At 32.6% G+C, this 17,956-nt stretch carries 19 protein-coding genes; 5 read left to right on the forward strand and 14 right to left on the reverse strand.

Features of this window, described 5'->3' with window-relative positions; translation table 11 throughout:
* Positions 1-151: 151 nt before the first annotated feature.
* Together Z054_RS0108450 and Z054_RS0108455 are read left to right on the forward strand one after the other, a co-directional pair.
* Positions 152-1,510, forward strand: coding sequence for a sigma-54-dependent transcriptional regulator (locus tag Z054_RS0108450; protein WP_024769641.1), 1,359 nt, complete (start codon positions 152-154; stop codon positions 1,508-1,510).
* A gap of 5 nt (positions 1,511-1,515) precedes the next feature.
* Positions 1,516-2,868 (forward strand): sensor histidine kinase, encoded by a 1,353-nt coding sequence (locus Z054_RS0108455; protein WP_024769642.1) that lies wholly within the window; start codon positions 1,516-1,518, stop codon positions 2,866-2,868.
* A gap of 11 nt (positions 2,869-2,879) precedes the next feature.
* Here the strand turns inward: Z054_RS0108455 and Z054_RS0108460 are convergent, their stop codons facing one another.
* The 10 genes from Z054_RS0108460 to hemA all read right to left on the reverse strand — a co-directional run bounded on the left by Z054_RS0108460 (position 2,880) and on the right by hemA (position 11,265).
* Positions 2,880-3,284 (reverse strand): hypothetical protein, encoded by a 405-nt coding sequence (locus tag Z054_RS0108460; RefSeq protein ID WP_024769643.1) that lies wholly within the window; start codon positions 3,282-3,284, stop codon positions 2,880-2,882.
* A gap of 45 nt (positions 3,285-3,329) precedes the next feature.
* Positions 3,330-3,941 (reverse strand): hypothetical protein, encoded by a 612-nt coding sequence (locus Z054_RS0108465; protein ID WP_024769644.1) that lies wholly within the window; start codon positions 3,939-3,941, stop codon positions 3,330-3,332.
* Between the two features lie 201 nt (positions 3,942-4,142).
* Positions 4,143-4,916 carry a hypothetical protein gene (locus tag Z054_RS0108470; RefSeq protein ID WP_241461401.1) on the reverse strand — a complete coding sequence of 258 codons (774 nt, stop codon included), beginning with the start codon at positions 4,914-4,916 and terminating at the stop codon, positions 4,143-4,145.
* Positions 4,917-4,934: 18 nt separating this feature from the next.
* Positions 4,935-5,837 (reverse strand): oxygen-dependent coproporphyrinogen oxidase, encoded by a 903-nt coding sequence (hemF, locus tag Z054_RS0108475; protein ID WP_024769646.1) that lies wholly within the window; start codon positions 5,835-5,837, stop codon positions 4,935-4,937.
* 60 nt (positions 5,838-5,897) lie between these two features.
* On the reverse strand, positions 5,898-6,686 hold the full coding sequence (locus tag Z054_RS0108480; protein ID WP_024769647.1) for an EI24 domain-containing protein: 789 nt from the start codon (positions 6,684-6,686) through the stop codon (positions 5,898-5,900).
* Between the two features lie 142 nt (positions 6,687-6,828).
* Entirely contained in the window at positions 6,829-7,320 is a 492-nt protein-coding gene (locus tag Z054_RS0108485; RefSeq protein ID WP_024769648.1) for a DUF6973 domain-containing protein, read from the reverse strand.
* A gap of 2 nt (positions 7,321-7,322) precedes the next feature.
* Positions 7,323-8,354, reverse strand: a complete 1,032-nt coding sequence (hemE, locus tag Z054_RS0108490; RefSeq protein ID WP_024769649.1) for a uroporphyrinogen decarboxylase — start codon at positions 8,352-8,354, stop codon at positions 7,323-7,325.
* Positions 8,355-8,439: 85 nt separating this feature from the next.
* Entirely contained in the window at positions 8,440-9,099 is a 660-nt protein-coding gene (locus Z054_RS0108495) for a uroporphyrinogen-III synthase (protein ID WP_024769650.1), read from the reverse strand.
* A 1-nt stretch (position 9,100) separates the two neighbouring features.
* Positions 9,101-10,012 (reverse strand): hydroxymethylbilane synthase, encoded by a 912-nt coding sequence (gene hemC, locus Z054_RS0108500; protein WP_024769651.1) that lies wholly within the window; start codon positions 10,010-10,012, stop codon positions 9,101-9,103.
* A gap of 2 nt (positions 10,013-10,014) precedes the next feature.
* Complete coding sequence (hemA, locus tag Z054_RS0108505) at positions 10,015-11,265, reverse strand: glutamyl-tRNA reductase (protein WP_024769652.1); 1,251 nt, start codon at positions 11,263-11,265, stop codon at positions 10,015-10,017.
* A 203-nt stretch (positions 11,266-11,468) separates the two neighbouring features.
* Here hemA and Z054_RS0108510 point away from each other — a divergent pair, with 203 nt between their 5' ends.
* Entirely contained in the window at positions 11,469-12,359 is an 891-nt protein-coding gene (locus Z054_RS0108510) for an AraC family transcriptional regulator (protein ID WP_024769653.1), read from the forward strand.
* A gap of 7 nt (positions 12,360-12,366) precedes the next feature.
* On the opposite strand, the gene Z054_RS0108515 is transcribed toward Z054_RS0108510, so the two are convergent.
* The gene (locus Z054_RS0108515) at positions 12,367-12,546 is read right to left on the reverse strand and encodes a hypothetical protein (protein WP_024769654.1); all 180 of its coding nucleotides are present in this window, start codon (positions 12,544-12,546) and stop codon (positions 12,367-12,369) included.
* A 203-nt stretch (positions 12,547-12,749) separates the two neighbouring features.
* Here Z054_RS0108515 and hemH point away from each other — a divergent pair, with 203 nt between their 5' ends.
* Positions 12,750-13,784: a ferrochelatase gene (hemH, locus tag Z054_RS0108520; RefSeq protein ID WP_024769655.1), complete on the forward strand. Its 1,035-nt coding sequence runs from the start codon at positions 12,750-12,752 to the stop codon at positions 13,782-13,784.
* Positions 13,784-15,172 (forward strand): MATE family efflux transporter, encoded by a 1,389-nt coding sequence (locus Z054_RS0108525; RefSeq protein ID WP_024769656.1) that lies wholly within the window; start codon positions 13,784-13,786, stop codon positions 15,170-15,172. The genes hemH and Z054_RS0108525 overlap by 1 nt, the downstream gene beginning before the upstream one ends.
* 6 nt (positions 15,173-15,178) lie before the next feature.
* Here the strand turns inward: Z054_RS0108525 and Z054_RS0108530 are convergent, their stop codons facing one another.
* From Z054_RS0108530 to Z054_RS0108540, 3 genes are all read right to left on the reverse strand, one after another.
* A complete protein-coding gene (locus Z054_RS0108530) occupies positions 15,179-15,601 on the reverse strand; it encodes a nuclear transport factor 2 family protein (RefSeq protein WP_024769657.1) in 423 nt (140 codons plus the stop codon).
* A gap of 23 nt (positions 15,602-15,624) precedes the next feature.
* A complete protein-coding gene (locus tag Z054_RS0108535) occupies positions 15,625-16,785 on the reverse strand; it encodes a PQQ-dependent sugar dehydrogenase (RefSeq protein WP_024769658.1) in 1,161 nt (386 codons plus the stop codon).
* A gap of 89 nt (positions 16,786-16,874) precedes the next feature.
* Positions 16,875-17,888, reverse strand: coding sequence for a helix-turn-helix domain-containing protein (locus Z054_RS0108540; protein WP_024769659.1), 1,014 nt, complete (start codon positions 17,886-17,888; stop codon positions 16,875-16,877).
* Between the last annotated feature and the right edge of the window lie 68 nt (positions 17,889-17,956).

A 17,956-nucleotide genomic window follows, 5' to 3' on the forward strand; every position in this document is an offset into this window, starting at 1 on the left:
AATTGTATATCAAATACTTAAATATATAAAAATCAAAATTGAATTTTAGAAATGTAAAATTATTATACAAATAGTGTCAAATAATTTTACACTCTTATATAAGTCCTATTTCAAATTTGTAGTTTTACTATGTTAACATAAATATCAAATGATGCAGGATGGAAAAATTTTAATCATCGATGATAATAAGAGTGTCTTAAGCGCACTAGAAATCTTATTGCAGTTTGAGTACAAACATATTAAGACGATTTCTAATCCAAATCAAATCTCTTCATTACAAAATTTAAGTGATTTTGATATTGTTGCATTAGACATGAATTTTTCTGCTGGTGTAAATACAGGAAATGAAGGTTTATTTTGGCTAAGAGAAATAAAGAAAAAAGCTCCTCATACTTCGGTAATTATGATGACAGCTTATGGTGCTGTTGATCTTGCTGTAAAAGCATTAAAAGAAGGAGCTACCGATTTTATATTAAAGCCCTGGAATAATGAAAAGCTATTGGCTACAATAAAGTCAGCTTTTTTACTTCGCAAATCCAGAAAAGAAGTACAAGAACTAAAACAGAAAGAAAATCATCTGAAACGAGTAATTAATCAGAACAGTAATTATATTATTGGTAATTCTAAAGCACTTACCGCTGTCTTGAACTTAGTTAGAAAAGTAGCAAAAACAGATGTCAATGTTTTGATCACAGGTGAAAATGGAACAGGAAAAGAACTAATAGCTCGTGAATTACATAGGATGTCTCCTCGTAAAGATGAAGTTTTTATTGGTGTAGATATGGGTTCTATATCAGAAACATTGTTTGAAAGTGAGCTTTTTGGTCATACCAAAGGAGCTTTTACAGATGCCAAAGAAGATCGAGCAGGAAAGTTTGAAGCAGCAAATAACGGCTCCTTGTTTCTAGATGAAATCGGAAACTTATCGCTACAAACTCAGGCAAAACTATTATCTGCAATACAAAACAGAACTGTAGTAAGGGTTGGTTCTAATAAATCTATTTCTGTAAACATACGCCTGATTTGTGCTACTAATTGTAACCTTAATCAAATGGTAGATGATGGTATATTTCGCGAAGATTTATTATATAGAATTAATACAATTCATATAGAAGTACCTCCACTGCGAGAACGAGATAATGACATCTTGATACTGGCAGATTTTTACTTGAAAAAATTCGCATCAAAATATGGTAAACCATCTCTTCGAATAAATACTACCGCCGAAGAAAAACTAATGGGATATCATTGGCCAGGAAATGTAAGAGAACTACAACATACCATAGAAAGAGCAGTAATTTTATGCGAAGGAAATGTATTGAAACCAACAGATTTTTTATTAAGTACCAGTCCAGGAATTTCTTTGGATAAAGGCCCAGAAACTCTTGATGAAATGGAACGACTTATGATTGCTAAAGCACTTGACAAACATAATGGAAACTATAGTGCTGCAGCGAATCAACTTGGTATTTCAAGACAGACTTTATATAACAAAATAAAAAAATCATAAAACTAATGGTAAGTAGAAATCTCTATACACAACTAATCCTAAGAGTCGTAATGCTTTCCTTAACCTCACTAATGTTAGCCTTTGCATTTTTTAAAGAATTATATGTTTTTTCATTTCTAGTTCTATTATTATTTTTGTTACAAACCATATTTTTAATCAAATATCTAAACCATAATAATAGAAAGATTGCCTATTTTTTTAATTCAATTAAGAATGAAGATTTTACACTTCGATTTCCAGAAAAAGGAGGTCCAAAATCACTTAACGAATTAAATCAAAGTCTTAATAGTCTTAATGATGTAATTCGAGAAGTACACTTAAAAAACCAAAGACAAGAACAGTATTATCAGGAAATACTAAAACAAGCAGAAATTGGCATTTTAACTTTTAATCATAAAGGGCATATTCTTTTTAATAATCCTAAAGTCGAAAAACTGTTAAATTATACCCCACTAAATCATATAAAACAACTAGCACAGGTTGATAAAAAATTATATGAATTATTTAATAATATCAAACCATTCGAACGAAAACTTTTTCAACTCACCAATGAGCGAGAGACTATACAACTTGCTATTAAATCTTCAGAAATAGTATTAAACAATGAGGTTCTAAGGTTAATAACCATACAAGATATACATAACGAATTAGACGAAAAAGAAACAGATTCGTGGATAAAACTCATTAGGGTTTTGACTCATGAGATAATGAATTCTGTCACTCCTATTACTTCAATATCAGAATCTATTTTGGGTTATTATAAAGACAAAAGTGGAATCATACCGGTTACAGAGATAGATGAAAACAAAATTCACAATACTGCAAAAGGGTTAGAAGTAATCAAAAATCAGGGAAATGATTTAATGAGTTTTGTACAATCGTATCGTAGTTTTCTAAATGTACCTGTACCCGATAAGAAAATAATCAAGGTAGATGAATTATTAGAGAAGGTAAAAGTTTTAATGAGCCAGGAAATTGATTTTAATATCATCTCTTTTGATATTCTTAATACTACAGAAGATCTCGAAATTTATGCAGACGAAAAGCAAATTACCCAGATATTGGTAAACTTGTGTAAAAATGCAATTCAGGCTTTAAAAGAGACCGAAAGAGCAACTCTTATGTTTATTCTGGGAATTACACCCGAAGGAAAAAAATATATAACAGTTAAAGATAATGGCCCAGGTATCCATCCAGATATCATGAGTCAGATATTTATACCTTTTTATACTACAAAAAAAGAGGGTACTGGCATTGGTTTAAGTCTTTCTAAACAAATCATGCATATGCATGGGGGAAGTCTAACCGTTCATTCTATACCTAATAAGGAGACCTCATTCTCATTACTTTTTGAATAAAAGTTTATTCCTTATTTTACCTTATCAAGTTTTAATGTTTTAAGCAAAGCATCAAAGTAGTAATCTTCCTGATCTGGTATGATTACTACTTTATACGCTGTGTTTTTTATAATATAATGTGATGATGTTTCTGGATCTAATATTTTAGAATGATGATTAACAATCTTTTGAATAAAGTCATTGATCAAAAGTACCTCATCATAATTTATCTCTCTGCGATATGTAGGTTTATCACTTTTATAAACTAGATAATCATTCCTAAAACTAAGAGATTTTTTATCTCCAGTATGGCTATTAAACTCAAAAGTAAAATCTTTAGACGTAAATATTTTATTAATATTTTCTACAGTTGGTTCTACACTACGAGCACAACTCGCAATGAAAATAACAACAAAAATTATCTTTACTCTTTGCATGATCTATGAAAAGAATAAAGATAAAAAATATTACTATCTACAATCTTATTTTGATGCAAATCGTTTTATAGAGCTTTCAAAATCAATATCTTCCAGATTACTAATCAACAATCCAATTCCTCCGGATTTTGATGCAACTATATACTCTGTCTGAAATTTTCTATCTTTTTTATAGGCTTTTAAATATTTAAGCTTAACTACTTTCGAAGTTGGAGTAAAGAAAAATCGACCATGAATTCTTTTATACTTTACTTCCTGAACATTAGATTCATCTTGCAATTGATCATTAAGCGCGGCTACAACTCTAGCAGCTCTATGCTCATCAAACTGATAAAAATCACAAGTATAGATAAATACATAATTCTCTACATTGTTCTCATCAACAAATAGTTCGAAATCTACTTTTTTATCTTCTATTTTTTTCAATTCATGTAAAGCAACCTTTTTAAATTTCGGCTTATTTTCTAATGAATCCAATCTATTTTTAAATTCTTCAGGAGATGTTTTAGAATAACCACTTGTAAGCACAATAGTATTATTTCTAAATTCGATTGTGTTTTTAGAAAACTTAGAGAAGTTAGAAAATTTAGATTCTTTGGGTAAAAATTCGCACCCTACAATAAGGATAACGATTAGCAATAGTAGAATTTTTTTCATAAGGCATTTGTGTTAATTAATATAACATTATTATAGATAAGCCCTAAATGATTGTCTTGCAAGTTAATAAAAAAAAACCACATAATTGTCATTCAGCCGAATTTTTAAGCACTTTAACTGGTTTTTTATTTCTATTCTTGGTTTTTAAGTAAGTATTATATGGCATTATGTATTGTGATAACAGGCCTATTATCCCGTTTTCTATTCTAAATTAGAAATAAACTTTTCTACGTTAAAATTAACATCATCTTCTCCTTGTTGATCAAAGGGGTTTTCTAAATGAGATTGAATATTATCCAAGGCTACTAAAATAACACTATACAAAATTGGCATTGCAAATTCTAATCCTATTGCGTATTCTTGTGCTTTATAAGCAAAGTATGGCCCGTATAATATTGGAAGAATGACTATAAAAATATCACTATACGTTCTTAGTGTTCTGGGAGTACGATATTGATAGATATGTTTAATTTTTTCGAAAGAAATCATCATTTTACTTAAAAACTGATTTGAACGTGAAGCTTCTCCCGAGGGTAATCCGTGTTTTCTCATTTCTTTTATAAAAGAAGATAGTTCTGTAAAATTTCTGTACACCTCCTTTTCATGATTTTCTAATTCGGCTACAGGCTTTGTAAACATATGCTTACAGGCGTTCAATAATCCCTCTAAATGAATTTTTAAATCTTCTTTAAGAGCTATTGGAGGATTTTCTAACCAGTGTATTGTTGCAAAATACAATGCTCTGCCATGCGCTTTGATACTACCATATTCATCTAATGCAGTTTCTCTACGCTTATATGCGCCTCCAATAGAAAAAACGATTGGAAAAACAATAGCTGTAGCAATTAAAGTTAATGGGAAATTAGCCGTAAAATCAAAATATCTACATCCATAGCTGGATATCAGGGCTAGAAAAGTAATGATAAATGTCTTATAGTTAATGATAAGACCTATCCTTCTAATTATTTTCAACATAAATTATTGTAAGTGGTATTATACCCAATCTATTGGGTTTGTTAGTACTTCTACTAATCGTGCTTCTTCACTACCCGCTTCTGGATGGTAATCATATCGCCACTGCACATGAGGAGGAAGACTCATTAAAATGCTTTCTATTCTTCCATTGGTTTTTAGTCCAAATAGAGTTCCTTTATCGTGTACCAAATTAAATTCTACATAGCGTCCACGTCGAATTTCCTGCCAATCTCTTTGCTTTTCGGTATACGGAAGGTTTTTTCTTCTCTCTACAATTGGAGTATATGCTTCTAAAAAACTATTCCCGACTTCGGTTACAAAATCATACCAGTTTTGCATCGACATCGTATCATTTGCTTTACAATAATCAAAAAACAAACCTCCTACTCCACGACCTTCTCCACGATGTGCATTGTAGAAATACTCGTCACATTTCTTCTTGTAGGTAGTATAAAAATCCGGATGATGGACATCACAAGAGTTTTTACATATCTGGTGAAAGTGTTTTGCATCCTCATCAAATAGATAGTAAGGCGTTAAATCCTGTCCTCCACCAAACCAACTATCTACAATAGTTCCGTTTGCATCATACATTTCAAAATAACGCCAATTAGCATGTACTGTCGGCACCATTGGATTTTTAGGATGTAATACTAATGACAAACCACAGGCAAAAAAGTCAACATCACCTACATTAAAATAGCTCTGCATGGCTTTAGGAAGTGCCCCATGAACTCCAGAGATATTTACACCTCCTTTTTCGAATACATTTCCGTTTTCGATCACCCGGGTTCTTCCACCACCCCCTTCGGGGCGCTTCCATAGATCCTCTCGAAACTCAGCTTTACCATCTATTTTCTCTAATTTAGAGGTTATGGTATCTTGCAAGTCTTGTATGTATTGATAAAACTTATCTTTCATTATAATTATGTAAATATTCTTACTGGATTTTAGAAATCTAATAGAAATTAGCCACCCTACTTACGCTTCGATTTTGGAAACCTCCTCGGATGCGTTTTTTAGTTCAATTAATCCTTTTTCTTTCAAAATTTTCACAGTTTCGGTAGAAGCTGCAACCACAGATATAGGTAAGGTGATAATAAATCCTATAATTGGTATAAATAACATGAGTACAAACACAATTCCGTTACCAATAGCAGTTCCTCTATTTTTTCTTACAAACTGAATACTTTCTTTATAATTAAAATGGCGTTCCATAGTATAATCCATATTACCAAAACCTACATAATATGCTTGTATCAGAAAGATTAGTATTGTTGCTACAATACCAATAACCGGAATGAAACTTAAAATAATCAACGGAATCATAAATAGTAATTCTCTAAATAGATTTCGCACATTAATACGGATACCTCTTGATAATTGTTGGTTAAATGATGTGTCGCGATGCGCATGATCTGTTTCTCCCAGAAGATGTGTTTCTACTTTTTCTGAAACCGGACTCATAAATGGTGCAGATAATGCCATTACAATATGCTTATATAATATTAACCCTATCACCAGGATCAATAAACCACCAATATATGTACTAATGGTAGCAAATGTTTCTGACCCCCATTCCCAAACCCAAATCCGAGCAATTAAAGCGCCCAAATTATCTGAAAAGAAATATACTAATGCCACAAAAAATAATCCTGTGATTACACTTATCAAAATAGGTACAGCAAAAAATTTCCATAATCCTAATTTTGAAATAAGTTTGAATGTCCCGAAATAAGCTTTGATCCCGTTAATGATATTTTTAAGCATTGGTCACTGTTTTTTGATTGATTTACTCCTTTATATAAGTAGTCATTTTATCATTTTTGTTTCAATTTTTGAAATATTTCAAAATCTAGTATAGATCTCGCAGGTTTTTAAAAACCTGTGAAGAGTTATCTTTTACTTATTTCTACATCTCCAAAAGATAAACCAATTTATCTTTATGATCCAGTATTTCTTTGATATCTGTTACTTTCTTAGCTTTTTGGGTATTTTCCTTTAAAAAAGAGATCATTTCTTCTTCGAAACTCATGGCCAGGTTCAAAAAATATTTTCTACCGATCTCATTATTATGCAAATCCATTTCAGTTTCTATTGGTTTATTTGGAGCTAGTTTTTCGTGTAGATCGGTTATCTTTTGTGTCCAGGCAATAGATTTTTCTTTATTTTTGGTTATTCTAAAAGTAGTCTGACAAATCAATATATTCCATAACGCATGTCGAAAAGCATTAGCTTTTCCATTTTTATGATGTGCTTTTCCATAGTGCAAATCACAAATAATCATGGTTCTCCTTGTAGCTTTTAACGTTGGATAGATCAGTAAAGGATTCTGAAGCATTATCCCTGTCAATCTAAGGATTTGCCTAAAACTCAATCGTCTTAACAGACTCCTAATGCTCATTCTTATCCTTGATATTCTTTTACTGCATCTACAAAGGCTTGAGCATTCTCTACAGGAATATTAGGTAAAATCCCATGTCCCAAATTAGCGATATAACGATCTTTACCAAAAGCATCTATCATTTGTTTGACCATTTTTTTGATTTCTGCAGGTGGAGATAATAATCTCGAAGGATCAAAGTTACCTTGTAATGTTATATTTCCTCCGGTAAGATAACGAGCATTACGTGCAGAACAGGTCCAGTCTACACCAAGAGCAGCAGCTCCTGATTGCGCCATTTCCTGTAATGCAAACCAACATCCTTTTCCAAAAACGATTACTTCGGTTTCTTCTTTTAATGCATCTATGATCTGCTGAATATATTTCCATGAGAATTCCTGGTAATCCACTGGTGATAGCATCCCTCCCCAGCTATCAAATATCTGGACTGCATTAACTCCTGCTGCTACCTTTGCTTTAAGATATGCAATAGTAGTATCGGTAATCTTTTGTAACAATTGGTGTGCTGCTTCTGGTTGTGCAAAACACAATTCTTTGGCTTTATCAAAATTCTTAGATCCTTGCCCTTGTACAGCATAACATAAAATCGTCCATGGAGAACCGGCAAAACCAATTAAAGGAACACGGTTATCTAATCGTTCTTTTGTTAGTTTAATTGCATCCATTACATATCCTAATTCTTCATAAACATCGGGAACAATTACTTGTTCTACATCTGCCAAAGATCGAATTGGATTAGGAAGCCAGGGTCCAACCCCGTCTTTCATTTCGACTTCGATATTCATTGCTTGCGGGATCACCAAAATATCACTAAACAAGATTGCGGCATCGGGGCCAATGATATCTATAGGTTGTACGGTTATCTCTGCTGCCAGTTCTGGTGTTCTGCAACGCGTAAAAAAATCATATTTTGCTTTTAGTGCGCGAAACTCTGGTAAATATCGTCCTGCCTGACGCATCATCCAAACTGGTGGGCGTTCTACAGTTTCTCCTTTTAATGCTTTAAGAAATAGATCGTTTTTTAGTGCTGTCATATGTTGTTGTGAATTTTCGCAAAAGCGAAAATCGCTTTATTATTTAGTATTCAAAATGATTCTGGTTTGTATCCAAAATCATAATTTATTTTTTATTAAAATATTTTACAGCTTGAACAATTACATTCTCGACTGTAGGTTTATTAGCCACAATAATATTGTCTGTATATTTTTTAGCTTCAGAAGCAGTTGTATTTCCTATACAAAATGAAACACTTTCTTCTATTTTGTTTTCCGAAACATAACTTTGGATTCCGGATGGACTAAAAAACAATATTCCATCAAACGTTCGGTTAAATTTATTAAATTTTAAATGTGTTTTATATACTATTTGCTCTTTTACCTCAACATTATTTTGCTCTAAAAGATTAGGTAACTCATCTCTTCTCAAGTTTCCGCAAAAAAACAAAAAAGAGTCATTTTTATACTTTTTAATAATGATTTTAGCTAAATCTGATGCATTTTGAGCAGTTTCTACCACATTTAGGCCATTTTCTTGTAACAGTTTTTTAGTATTATCACCTACACAAAAACAGTTTGAAACAACCATTCCAGAATTTTTAATTGCCTTCACTGCATTCTTGCTTGTAAAAATTGCATTCTGGACTGTATCCTCAATATTAATTTCTAAAAGCTTAATAGTTATGGCTTCATACTCGACAAATCCAAGACCTGTATTTAGCAACAACTCTTTTTGGGCTGCAGAAAGCTTTTTGGTTGAGAGTATTGTTGGTGAAGTATCCAATCTATCCTATTTCTGCTTTTATCTCTTTCATCAATTCACGTCCTCCGTTACTCAATATTTCCTGAGCGCATATCTTACCCAGATTTTCCACGTCACTTATTTTTATTTCTTTATGCACTTCAATCTTATCATTTCCGTCAAGGCTAAATAAAGCTCCTGTAAAGTGAATACTATCGGTATTAATTTTTGCTAGCGCTCCTATTGGTGCAGTACAACCTCCTTCTAATTCTCGTAAAAATTCTCGTTCGATATGTACACATATTTCAGATGGTTTATCATTTAAATTTGATAAAGCCTCTCGACAATACTCATCTTCTTCTTTAGCAACAACCAACATAGCTCCCTGTGCTGGAGCGGGAATCATCCAATCCAGATCAACATAATTATCGGGTTTTAGATTAATACGTTCTAATCCTGCAGCAGCAAATATGGCACCATTCCAATCACTATCAGTCAGTTTTTGCATTCGTGTATTTACATTTCCGCGTAGATCAACTACTGTATGTGTTGGGTATTTATGTAACCATTGTGCTTTTCTTCGAAGGCTTCCGGTAGCAATTGTTCCTTTATTTTCTAAAAAATCCAACCCTTTATGGGCCAGAATATCATTTACATTAGCTCGTTTTAAAATGGCAGCTTCTACAATGCCTTTTGGTAGAATTGTTGGAACATCCTTCATCGAATGCACAGCAATATCAATATCACCATGTAACATGGCTATATCCAGTGTTTTGGTGAAAATTCCGGTAATCCCTAATTCATACAATGGTTTATCTAATATAATATCACCTGTTGATTTAACTGGAATCAAGTGGGTTTTATATCCTAATTCTTCTAAGTTTTTTTGCACGGTATTAGCTTGCCAAAGTGCTAATTCACTATCTCTGGTACCTATACGAATCGTTCTTGCCAAAGCTATTTGTTTTGTAATTGAAATACTTTCTGAATCAGTTCTATGCTTTCATCTGCCGAAGTATTATCATCTTTAAGATGATTGGCAAAATGATTTGTGATTTTCTGAATGATTCGACTGCTAATAATATCTGCTTGTTCTTCATCAAAATCTGCATACTTTTTTCGTTGTAGATTAATTTCTGCGTCTTTTAATGTCGATAATTTATTTTTAAGTGCCTTAATAGTAGGAGCAAATTTTCTGGTTTCTAACCAACTATCAAATTCTGTTTTTACTTCTTCTATAATAACTTCGGCTTGTGGGATGTATTGTTTCCTTCTTTGCAATGTGTCATCTGTCATTTTTGACAAATGATCCAGATGTACCAAAGTTACATTTGGTAACTCAATCACATCATCTGATACATTTTTTGGAATAGACAGATCTAAAATCAATAATGGTTTCTGTGAATGAATTAATTGTTTAGAAATTGTTGGATTCTGTGCTCCCGTAGCCACAATAAGAACATCTGTATTTGTTATTTCTGACTGAATATTAGCGTAATCCTTTACAATAAGATTAAATTTTCCTGCTATTTTTTCTGCTTTATCCTTTGTTCGGTTAATTAATGTGATATGGTCATTCTTGGTATGTTTTACCAAATTTTCACAGGTATTTCTACCTATTTTACCAGTCCCGAAAAGCACTATTTTCTTGTCTGAAATGTTTTCTACATTCTTAAGAATATATTGAACTGAGGCAAAAGAAACTGAAGTTGCTCCTGATGAAATCTCAGTCTCATTCTTGATGCGTTTGCTTGCCTGAATTACGGCATTGACAAGTCTTTCAAGAAAAGGATTAGTAACTTCTACTTTTTTAGAAGCTTTAAAACTTTTTTTTAGTTGACTTATGATTTCAAAATCACCTAATATCTGGCTATCCAAACCTGTACCAACTTTAAATAAATGTGATACTGCTTTACTATTTTTATGCACATATGCCACTTTTTCGAACTCTTCTACAGTTCCATGAGTATGTTCGCAAAGTAATTTGATTAATTGAAATGGGTGTTGAGCAAAACCGTGTAATTCGGTTCGGTTACAAGTAGAGGTAACAAGCAAAGCTTCAATACCTTCTTTTTTTGCTTGTTCTAGTATTCCTTCTTTGGCTTCATCGTTTACACTAAAATGACCTCTGATCTCTGCATCAGCTTTTTTATAACTAAGTCCAATAGTGTAAAAATTCGTTCCTTTCGCTCTTAAGTGAGACTCCATGCAGTCAATTCTATAATATTCCATAACAAAAGTATTTTAGATATGTCAGAAAAAATAACGCCAGAAGAACTTTAAGTGTCGGAAAACGTTGTTTAAGACATTATTTGTGTAAAAATGAGTAAAAACCCTTATTTTTGTATAGGTGACAGAGATTCTTATGTCGACAGTTTAGACTCATTCTAAATAAATAAAATTTTACAACTATGGAAATTGAACTAAAAAATAACGCTCCAGGGATTCTAGAAGAAACTCAAATCGAAGATGGTTTTCATATTTTAAAATTTCAAAACGAAACTAATGAAAATCAACGAGTTGTAAGAGACATCGACAGTAGTTTTATCCAGTTTCACTTCTGTATTAAAGGAGGTATTAAATTTAACTTTAATAACGGAAGCTATGCTATAAATCTTTCTGAAGAAAATTCACTGCTCCTCTATAATCCACAGCGCGATCTCCCCATGAATCTCGAAATGGAAAAAGATTCCTGGTTGATCACTATCCTCATTTCTATAAAAAAATTCCATTCTTTATTTTCTAAAGAGGCAGATTATATTCCTTTTCTTGGGGAAGGAAACCGTGATAAGAAGTATTATACCGATGCCAAGATCTCTCCTTCAATGGCTGTGGTATTGAATCAAATTATGAACTACAACCTGCATAAGTCAGTTAAGCTGTTATACTTTAAAGGAAAGGCGTATGAATTATTAAGTCTCTATTTTAATAGACCTGGGGATGCAGATGTAGAACAATGTCCATTTCTGGTAGATGAAGAAAATGTATTAAAAATCCGAAAAGCTAAAGAAATTATTATCGCTCGCATGGCAGAACCTCCTACGCTTCAAGAGTTATCAAATGAGATTGGATTACCTCTTAAAAAACTTAAAGACGGATTTAAGCAAATTTATGGCGAACCAGTATATACGTTTTTGTTTGATTATAAAATGGAGGTGGCCCGACAATTACTAGCCTCGGGAAGTCATAATGTAAATGAGGTAGGTCTAAAAGTAGGATATAGTACTGCAAGCCATTTTATAGCTGCATTTAAAAAGAAATTTGGCACTACTCCAAAAAAATATGTGATGAGCTTAAACTAAAACTCATTTAATCGAATGATTCCCCTCTGGGAATCCCTACTCCTTTTTGTAAGGATACTATCGAATCATACATCCCTTGATCCTCATCAGAAGCATCTGCTACAACTGATACAAAATCAAACTGTTCTAACAACTCCAGAATAAAGGGCAGTTTGTCTTTTTCGACATCTACAACTATACGTTTCATCTTTGCTTTTTTTAATCATCTAAAAATACTAAAATAAAACTACTCAACTTTCAGTTTGCCAGAATTTAACGTATTTTAAGTTCTGTTTGATTTCTAACTTAGATTATGTATTAATTCTATAATACTACTATCAAAAAGTCTTATCACTTTTAGTATCATTCCTCTTTATAGTTTGTATTTTTGTGTGTGCAAAAACAAAATTTATGAGTAAAGGAATTCTCCTTGTTAATCTTGGATCACCTGACAGTACTGATCCAAAGGATGTAAAAAAATATCTTGGTGAATTTTTGATGGATCCCAGAGTAATAGATGTTCCGTTATGGGCACGAATTTTATTGGTGAAAGGAATCATCTTAAATACCAGGCCAAAAAAATCGGCTGCAGCTTATAAAAAAATATGGTGGGATGAAGGCTCTCCTTTAATTGTACTATCAGAAAAATTACAAAAAAAAGTAGCAGATCGTACCTCAATCCCTATCGGCTTAGCGATGCGCTATGGCTCAATGAATATCAAAAAAGGATTACAGGAATTACAGGATAAAGGTGTAAATGAAGTCATGATTATTCCGCTTTATCCTCAATTTGCTATGGCAACTACAGAGACCATTTTGGTTCTTGCCGAAAAATTACAAAAAGAGCATTTTCCTAACATGAAACTTATTGATGTTCCTGCTTTTTATAACAAATCTGAATACCTCGAAATTTTATCCAAAAGTATAGCCGAAAAGTTAGAAAAATTAGATTATGAACATCTTCTATTTTCTTATCATGGGGTACCAGAAAGACATATTCGCAAAAGTGACATTACCAAATCACATTGTAAAATTGATAAATCATGTTGCAATACTCCTTCTCCAGCTCATGAGTTTTGCTATCGACATCAATGTTATTCGACCACACAACAAGTAGCTAAGAAGCTAAATTTAAAAGAAGGAACCTATTCTACCTCTTTTCAATCTCGCTTAGGCTTCGATCCATGGTTACAACCGTATACTGATCGTACTATAGAGCGCATGGGGAAAGAAGGGATTAAAAAAATGGCTATTGTAACTCCTGCTTTTGTATCAGATTGTTTAGAAACTTTAGAAGAAATTGCCATGGAAGGAGAAGAAATTTTTCATGAAGTTGGCGGTAAAGAATTCACAACCATTCCTTGTCTTAATGATCGTGATGATTGGGCAGATCTACTTGCTAATTGGGTAAATGAATGGGTTACTGTTAAAACCCAAACGGTATAATGGCAAAAATAACAGCCGAAGCTTTGGGAATAGAACCTGTAGGGAAATTGCTAATAAAACAAGCAGTCCCTGCATCTATAGGAATATTGGTGATGTCCCTTAATATTCTAATTGATTCTATCTTTGTAGGTAACTGGATTGGTTCAATTGCCATTGCGGCTATTAATGTAGTACTTCCCGTATCCTTTTTTATTGCTGCATTAGGAATGTCTATTGGCGTAGGAGGTTCTAGTATAATTTCTAGAGCATTAGGTGCTAATAATAAGGAAAAAGCACTCAAGACCTTTGGAAACCAGATTACTCTTTCTCTAATTTTTATGGTTTCTTTGGTCGTTTTAGGGTTGGTTTTTGTCGATGAAATTATTCCAAAATTTGGTGGGAAAGGAGATATTTTTGAACCCGCAAAAATCTACTATACTATTATTTTATATGGTGTACCCATCCTTGGTTTTGCTATGATGGGTAATACTGTGATCAGAGCAGAAGGAAAACCTAAATTTGCTATGACAGCTATGATCATTCCCACAGTTGGTAATCTACTGATGGACTATCTTTTTATTAACGTAATGGATATGGGAATGCACGGTGCTGCATGGGCGACAACAGGCTCGTATCTTGCTTGTTTTTTATATATTTTTTGGTTTTTCAGTTCCAAAAACTCCGAATTAAAAATCAGCTTTCGTCATCTTGGACTACAAAAAGAGATTGTTTCAGAAATTGCTTCACTTGGCGGGGTAACTCTAGCCAGACAAGCTGTAGTAAGCATTACCTATTTATTAATGAATAATATTTTATTCGACCTTGGCCAAGAAGGCCTGGTAGCTGTATATGCTATTATTGGTCGAATGTTAATGTTTGCCTTATTTCCTGTTTTTGGAGTAACCCAGGGATTTTTACCTATTGCTGGGTATAATTATGGTGCACAACACTATCCTCGTGTTAGAGAATCTATTAATACCGCAATCAAATATGCTGCAATTCTAGCTACCTTAGTTTTTATTGGACTAATGATCTTTCCTGCAGAAATAACAACTTTATTTCTAAGTAATAACCCTAATCTAGCTCCCAAAGAATTAGCACTAAATCAATATGTATTATCTCACACTGCAGAACCCATGCGATGGGTATTTGCAGCTACTCCTATTATTGCGCTTCAGCTTATAGGAGCAGCCTATTTCCAAGCAGTAGGAAAAGCCATACCTGCTTTATTACTTACGTTATCAAGACAAGGTTTCTTTTTTATTCCTTTGATTTTGATTCTTCCTAAGTTTTATGGTGAATTAGGAGTTTGGATTTCTTTCCCGATTGCAGACATATTAGCAACCATTGTTACTGGGTATTTTCTGAACCGGGAAGTAAGAACAAAACTTATCACACCAACTAACTAACCGTTTTTATTTTTTGGTAGTAGCAGCTTTGCTAATAATTTTCCATTCTCCATCAATCTTTTTTAGAAGAAAAATATCAATATATCGCATATCTTTATCTTCTATCAAAATTTCGGCTTTTGCCATAGCAATATCATTTTCTCTGTCTACAGATAGTATTTTACCTTTCCTACCATTAAATTTCCCTTGTTCTCCTTTTTCAAACCAGGAAGCATATTCTTTAATAGGTACGATCCATAGTTTTTTCTCCTTATGACTGAGGAACAAATTAGCTTCATCATAAAAAGCTTCTTTAATTGTTTCTGGTTTATTATATGAAGATCCTTCTATATATTTATTAATCGAAGATCGTATCTGATCATCTTCTGATTGTGCAATCGTGATATTACAACTTACTAAAAATAGTGTTATCCAAAAATAGGTTTTCATTTGTTTTTTTATTTATGTTATAGTTATTGATTATTTTTTATTCTTAAGATTTTCCCATTAGGTTCATCGGTTAACATATAAAGTTTCCCTTCTGGACTCTGGGCTATTTTTCTGGACCTTACTCTATCATTAACAAATAATTCTTCTACACTTTTTATAGTCGTGTTTTCAATTCTAAATCTCCAAAAACTTCCTCTACTTAATCCGGGAACGAGTAGATCATTTTTCCATTCGGGAAATTCATCACCTTTATAAAACATGAGTCCGGTAGGTGCTACAGTATGCTGCCAATACCAAATAGGATCGGTATATACAGCTCCTTCAAGTTTGGGAGGATAATATTCTTTACTTCGGTAGCTTCCGGTCGTAATAATTGGCCAGCCATAATTAGCTCCTAGTTTCAACATATTGATCTCATCTCCTTGTCGGGTGCCATGCTCACTAAACCATATATGCCCCGTCGTAGTATCTACTGTTATCCCTTGTGCAGCCCTAATCCCAATGGCATAAACCCCGGGAACAGCAGTTGTTCCAAAATCAGGATTATCGTTAGGAATACTTCCATCAGGATTTATTCGATATATTTTACCTCGTTTATCTTTCAAGTCCTGAGCAATAGGTATTTCAGGCTCATCAATTTCCTTAAACAGTCGTTCTCCCATAGTGATGTATAATTTACCATCAACCCCAAAAGTCATCCCTCCTCCGTAATGAAAATATTCTCTTGTATACGGACCAGCTTCGAGCAATGTTTTTATACTAGTTAAGGAATCATTTTTTAGTACAGCACGTACTACTTTTGTGGCATTTCCTTCTCCTTTCCTTTTTGCAGCATACGAAAGATATACGTGTTTATTGTTGCTAAAATCCGGATCCAACAATACTTCAAAAATACCCGAATTATCTCCTCCTGTAATCATTCGAATACTATCAGTTAGATCACCAGGGAAACCTTTTATAATTCCTTTTTCTTTTGAAATGAGATTTACTTTAACCAAATTTCCATCCTTCTCTGATACCAGAACTTCATCCTCTGACAAGAAAGCCATACTCCAAGGATGTTTAAGGCTATCTATCAGAATCTCTTTGGTTGGGTGCATTTTCTTTTTTGAAACTTCTGAAGATTTTTCAATTTTGGCACAAGCCACCACAATCAAAAGCAGTAAGAATATTGATTTATTCATTGATATTATTTTGAAATTTTATGAGTGCAAAATCCAAAAGAATACATCAAAATCCTTTAAAAAACATGATCTTTAAAACGAAAAATCAATTAAGCAGCACTAAATTGAGTTCTATATTGCGAAGGTGTAAGCTGAGTTTCTGCTTTAAAAGCGAGGTTAAAAGATGTAACATTACCAAAACCGCAATCATAGGCTACAGTTGCAATTTTTTCTAAAGCATACTCAGAATCCACAAGTAACTTTTTGGCTTTTGTTATTCGAAAATGATTTACAAATTCAGAAAAATTCTTTTGTTCATTCTCATTAATCACCTGAGATAATTCTCTAGAGGAAACCGATAATTTTTGTGATATAATCTGTAACGAAATACTACTATCTAAATAAATTTTTTCATTTTCAAATAGTTCTTTTACACGATTAAGTATTTTTATGGAAGCTTCTCGATCAATTCTAGAATTACTATATTTTTCTAAAGCAAAAACATGTCTTTTTAAAAGAAGATAAGAAAACATATATATTAAAAATGAAAAAGAAATAGCTCCTAGAATATAAAATGGAATAAACCCAACAAAAATACCTAGATACAGTACCCAAATCAAGCTAATTCCAATCACAATATTTCTATACCATTTTAAAAGTTTTGGATTTGCATCATTTGTGATTTTTAAAATATCCCTCCAGCAAATGGATAGATAGATACCAAAGTGAAGGAGAACCAAAGAATACGTAATAGATGAAAATAAATCTCCCCTATTAGGAATAATAGGGCTACATAAAACAAATAATACAAAAGGTATTAAATGAATATAGTTTCGGTTTGAAAACATTTGTTGTTTCTCAAAAAGAGCTTTACCATAAAACCAAAGAAAAGGACCTACAGTCAATATACTAGAAATCGCCAAGTTTCTTAACCTGGGATCGACTTCTATATAATTATGAAAAACAGATTTCCCTATTCGTATTGTTAATCCTAACAATACCAAAGCCAAAAACGCATTTGCTTTTCTATTTCCTTTTTTAAGAGTAAAAAGATAAAAACATAAGAAAAGAGCCTGGATAACTCCCAAACAACTTAAGACAAGTATAAAACCTTCTATAACCATGCTTCAAAATTAGAAATCATCTCAATAGCTAAGGTTAAAATTACGTGAAAATCTTTTGGAATAATTTT

It is taken from the genome of Aquimarina macrocephali JAMB N27 (assembly GCF_000520995.1).
GTDB classification, from domain to species: domain Bacteria; phylum Bacteroidota; class Bacteroidia; order Flavobacteriales; family Flavobacteriaceae; genus Aquimarina; species Aquimarina macrocephali.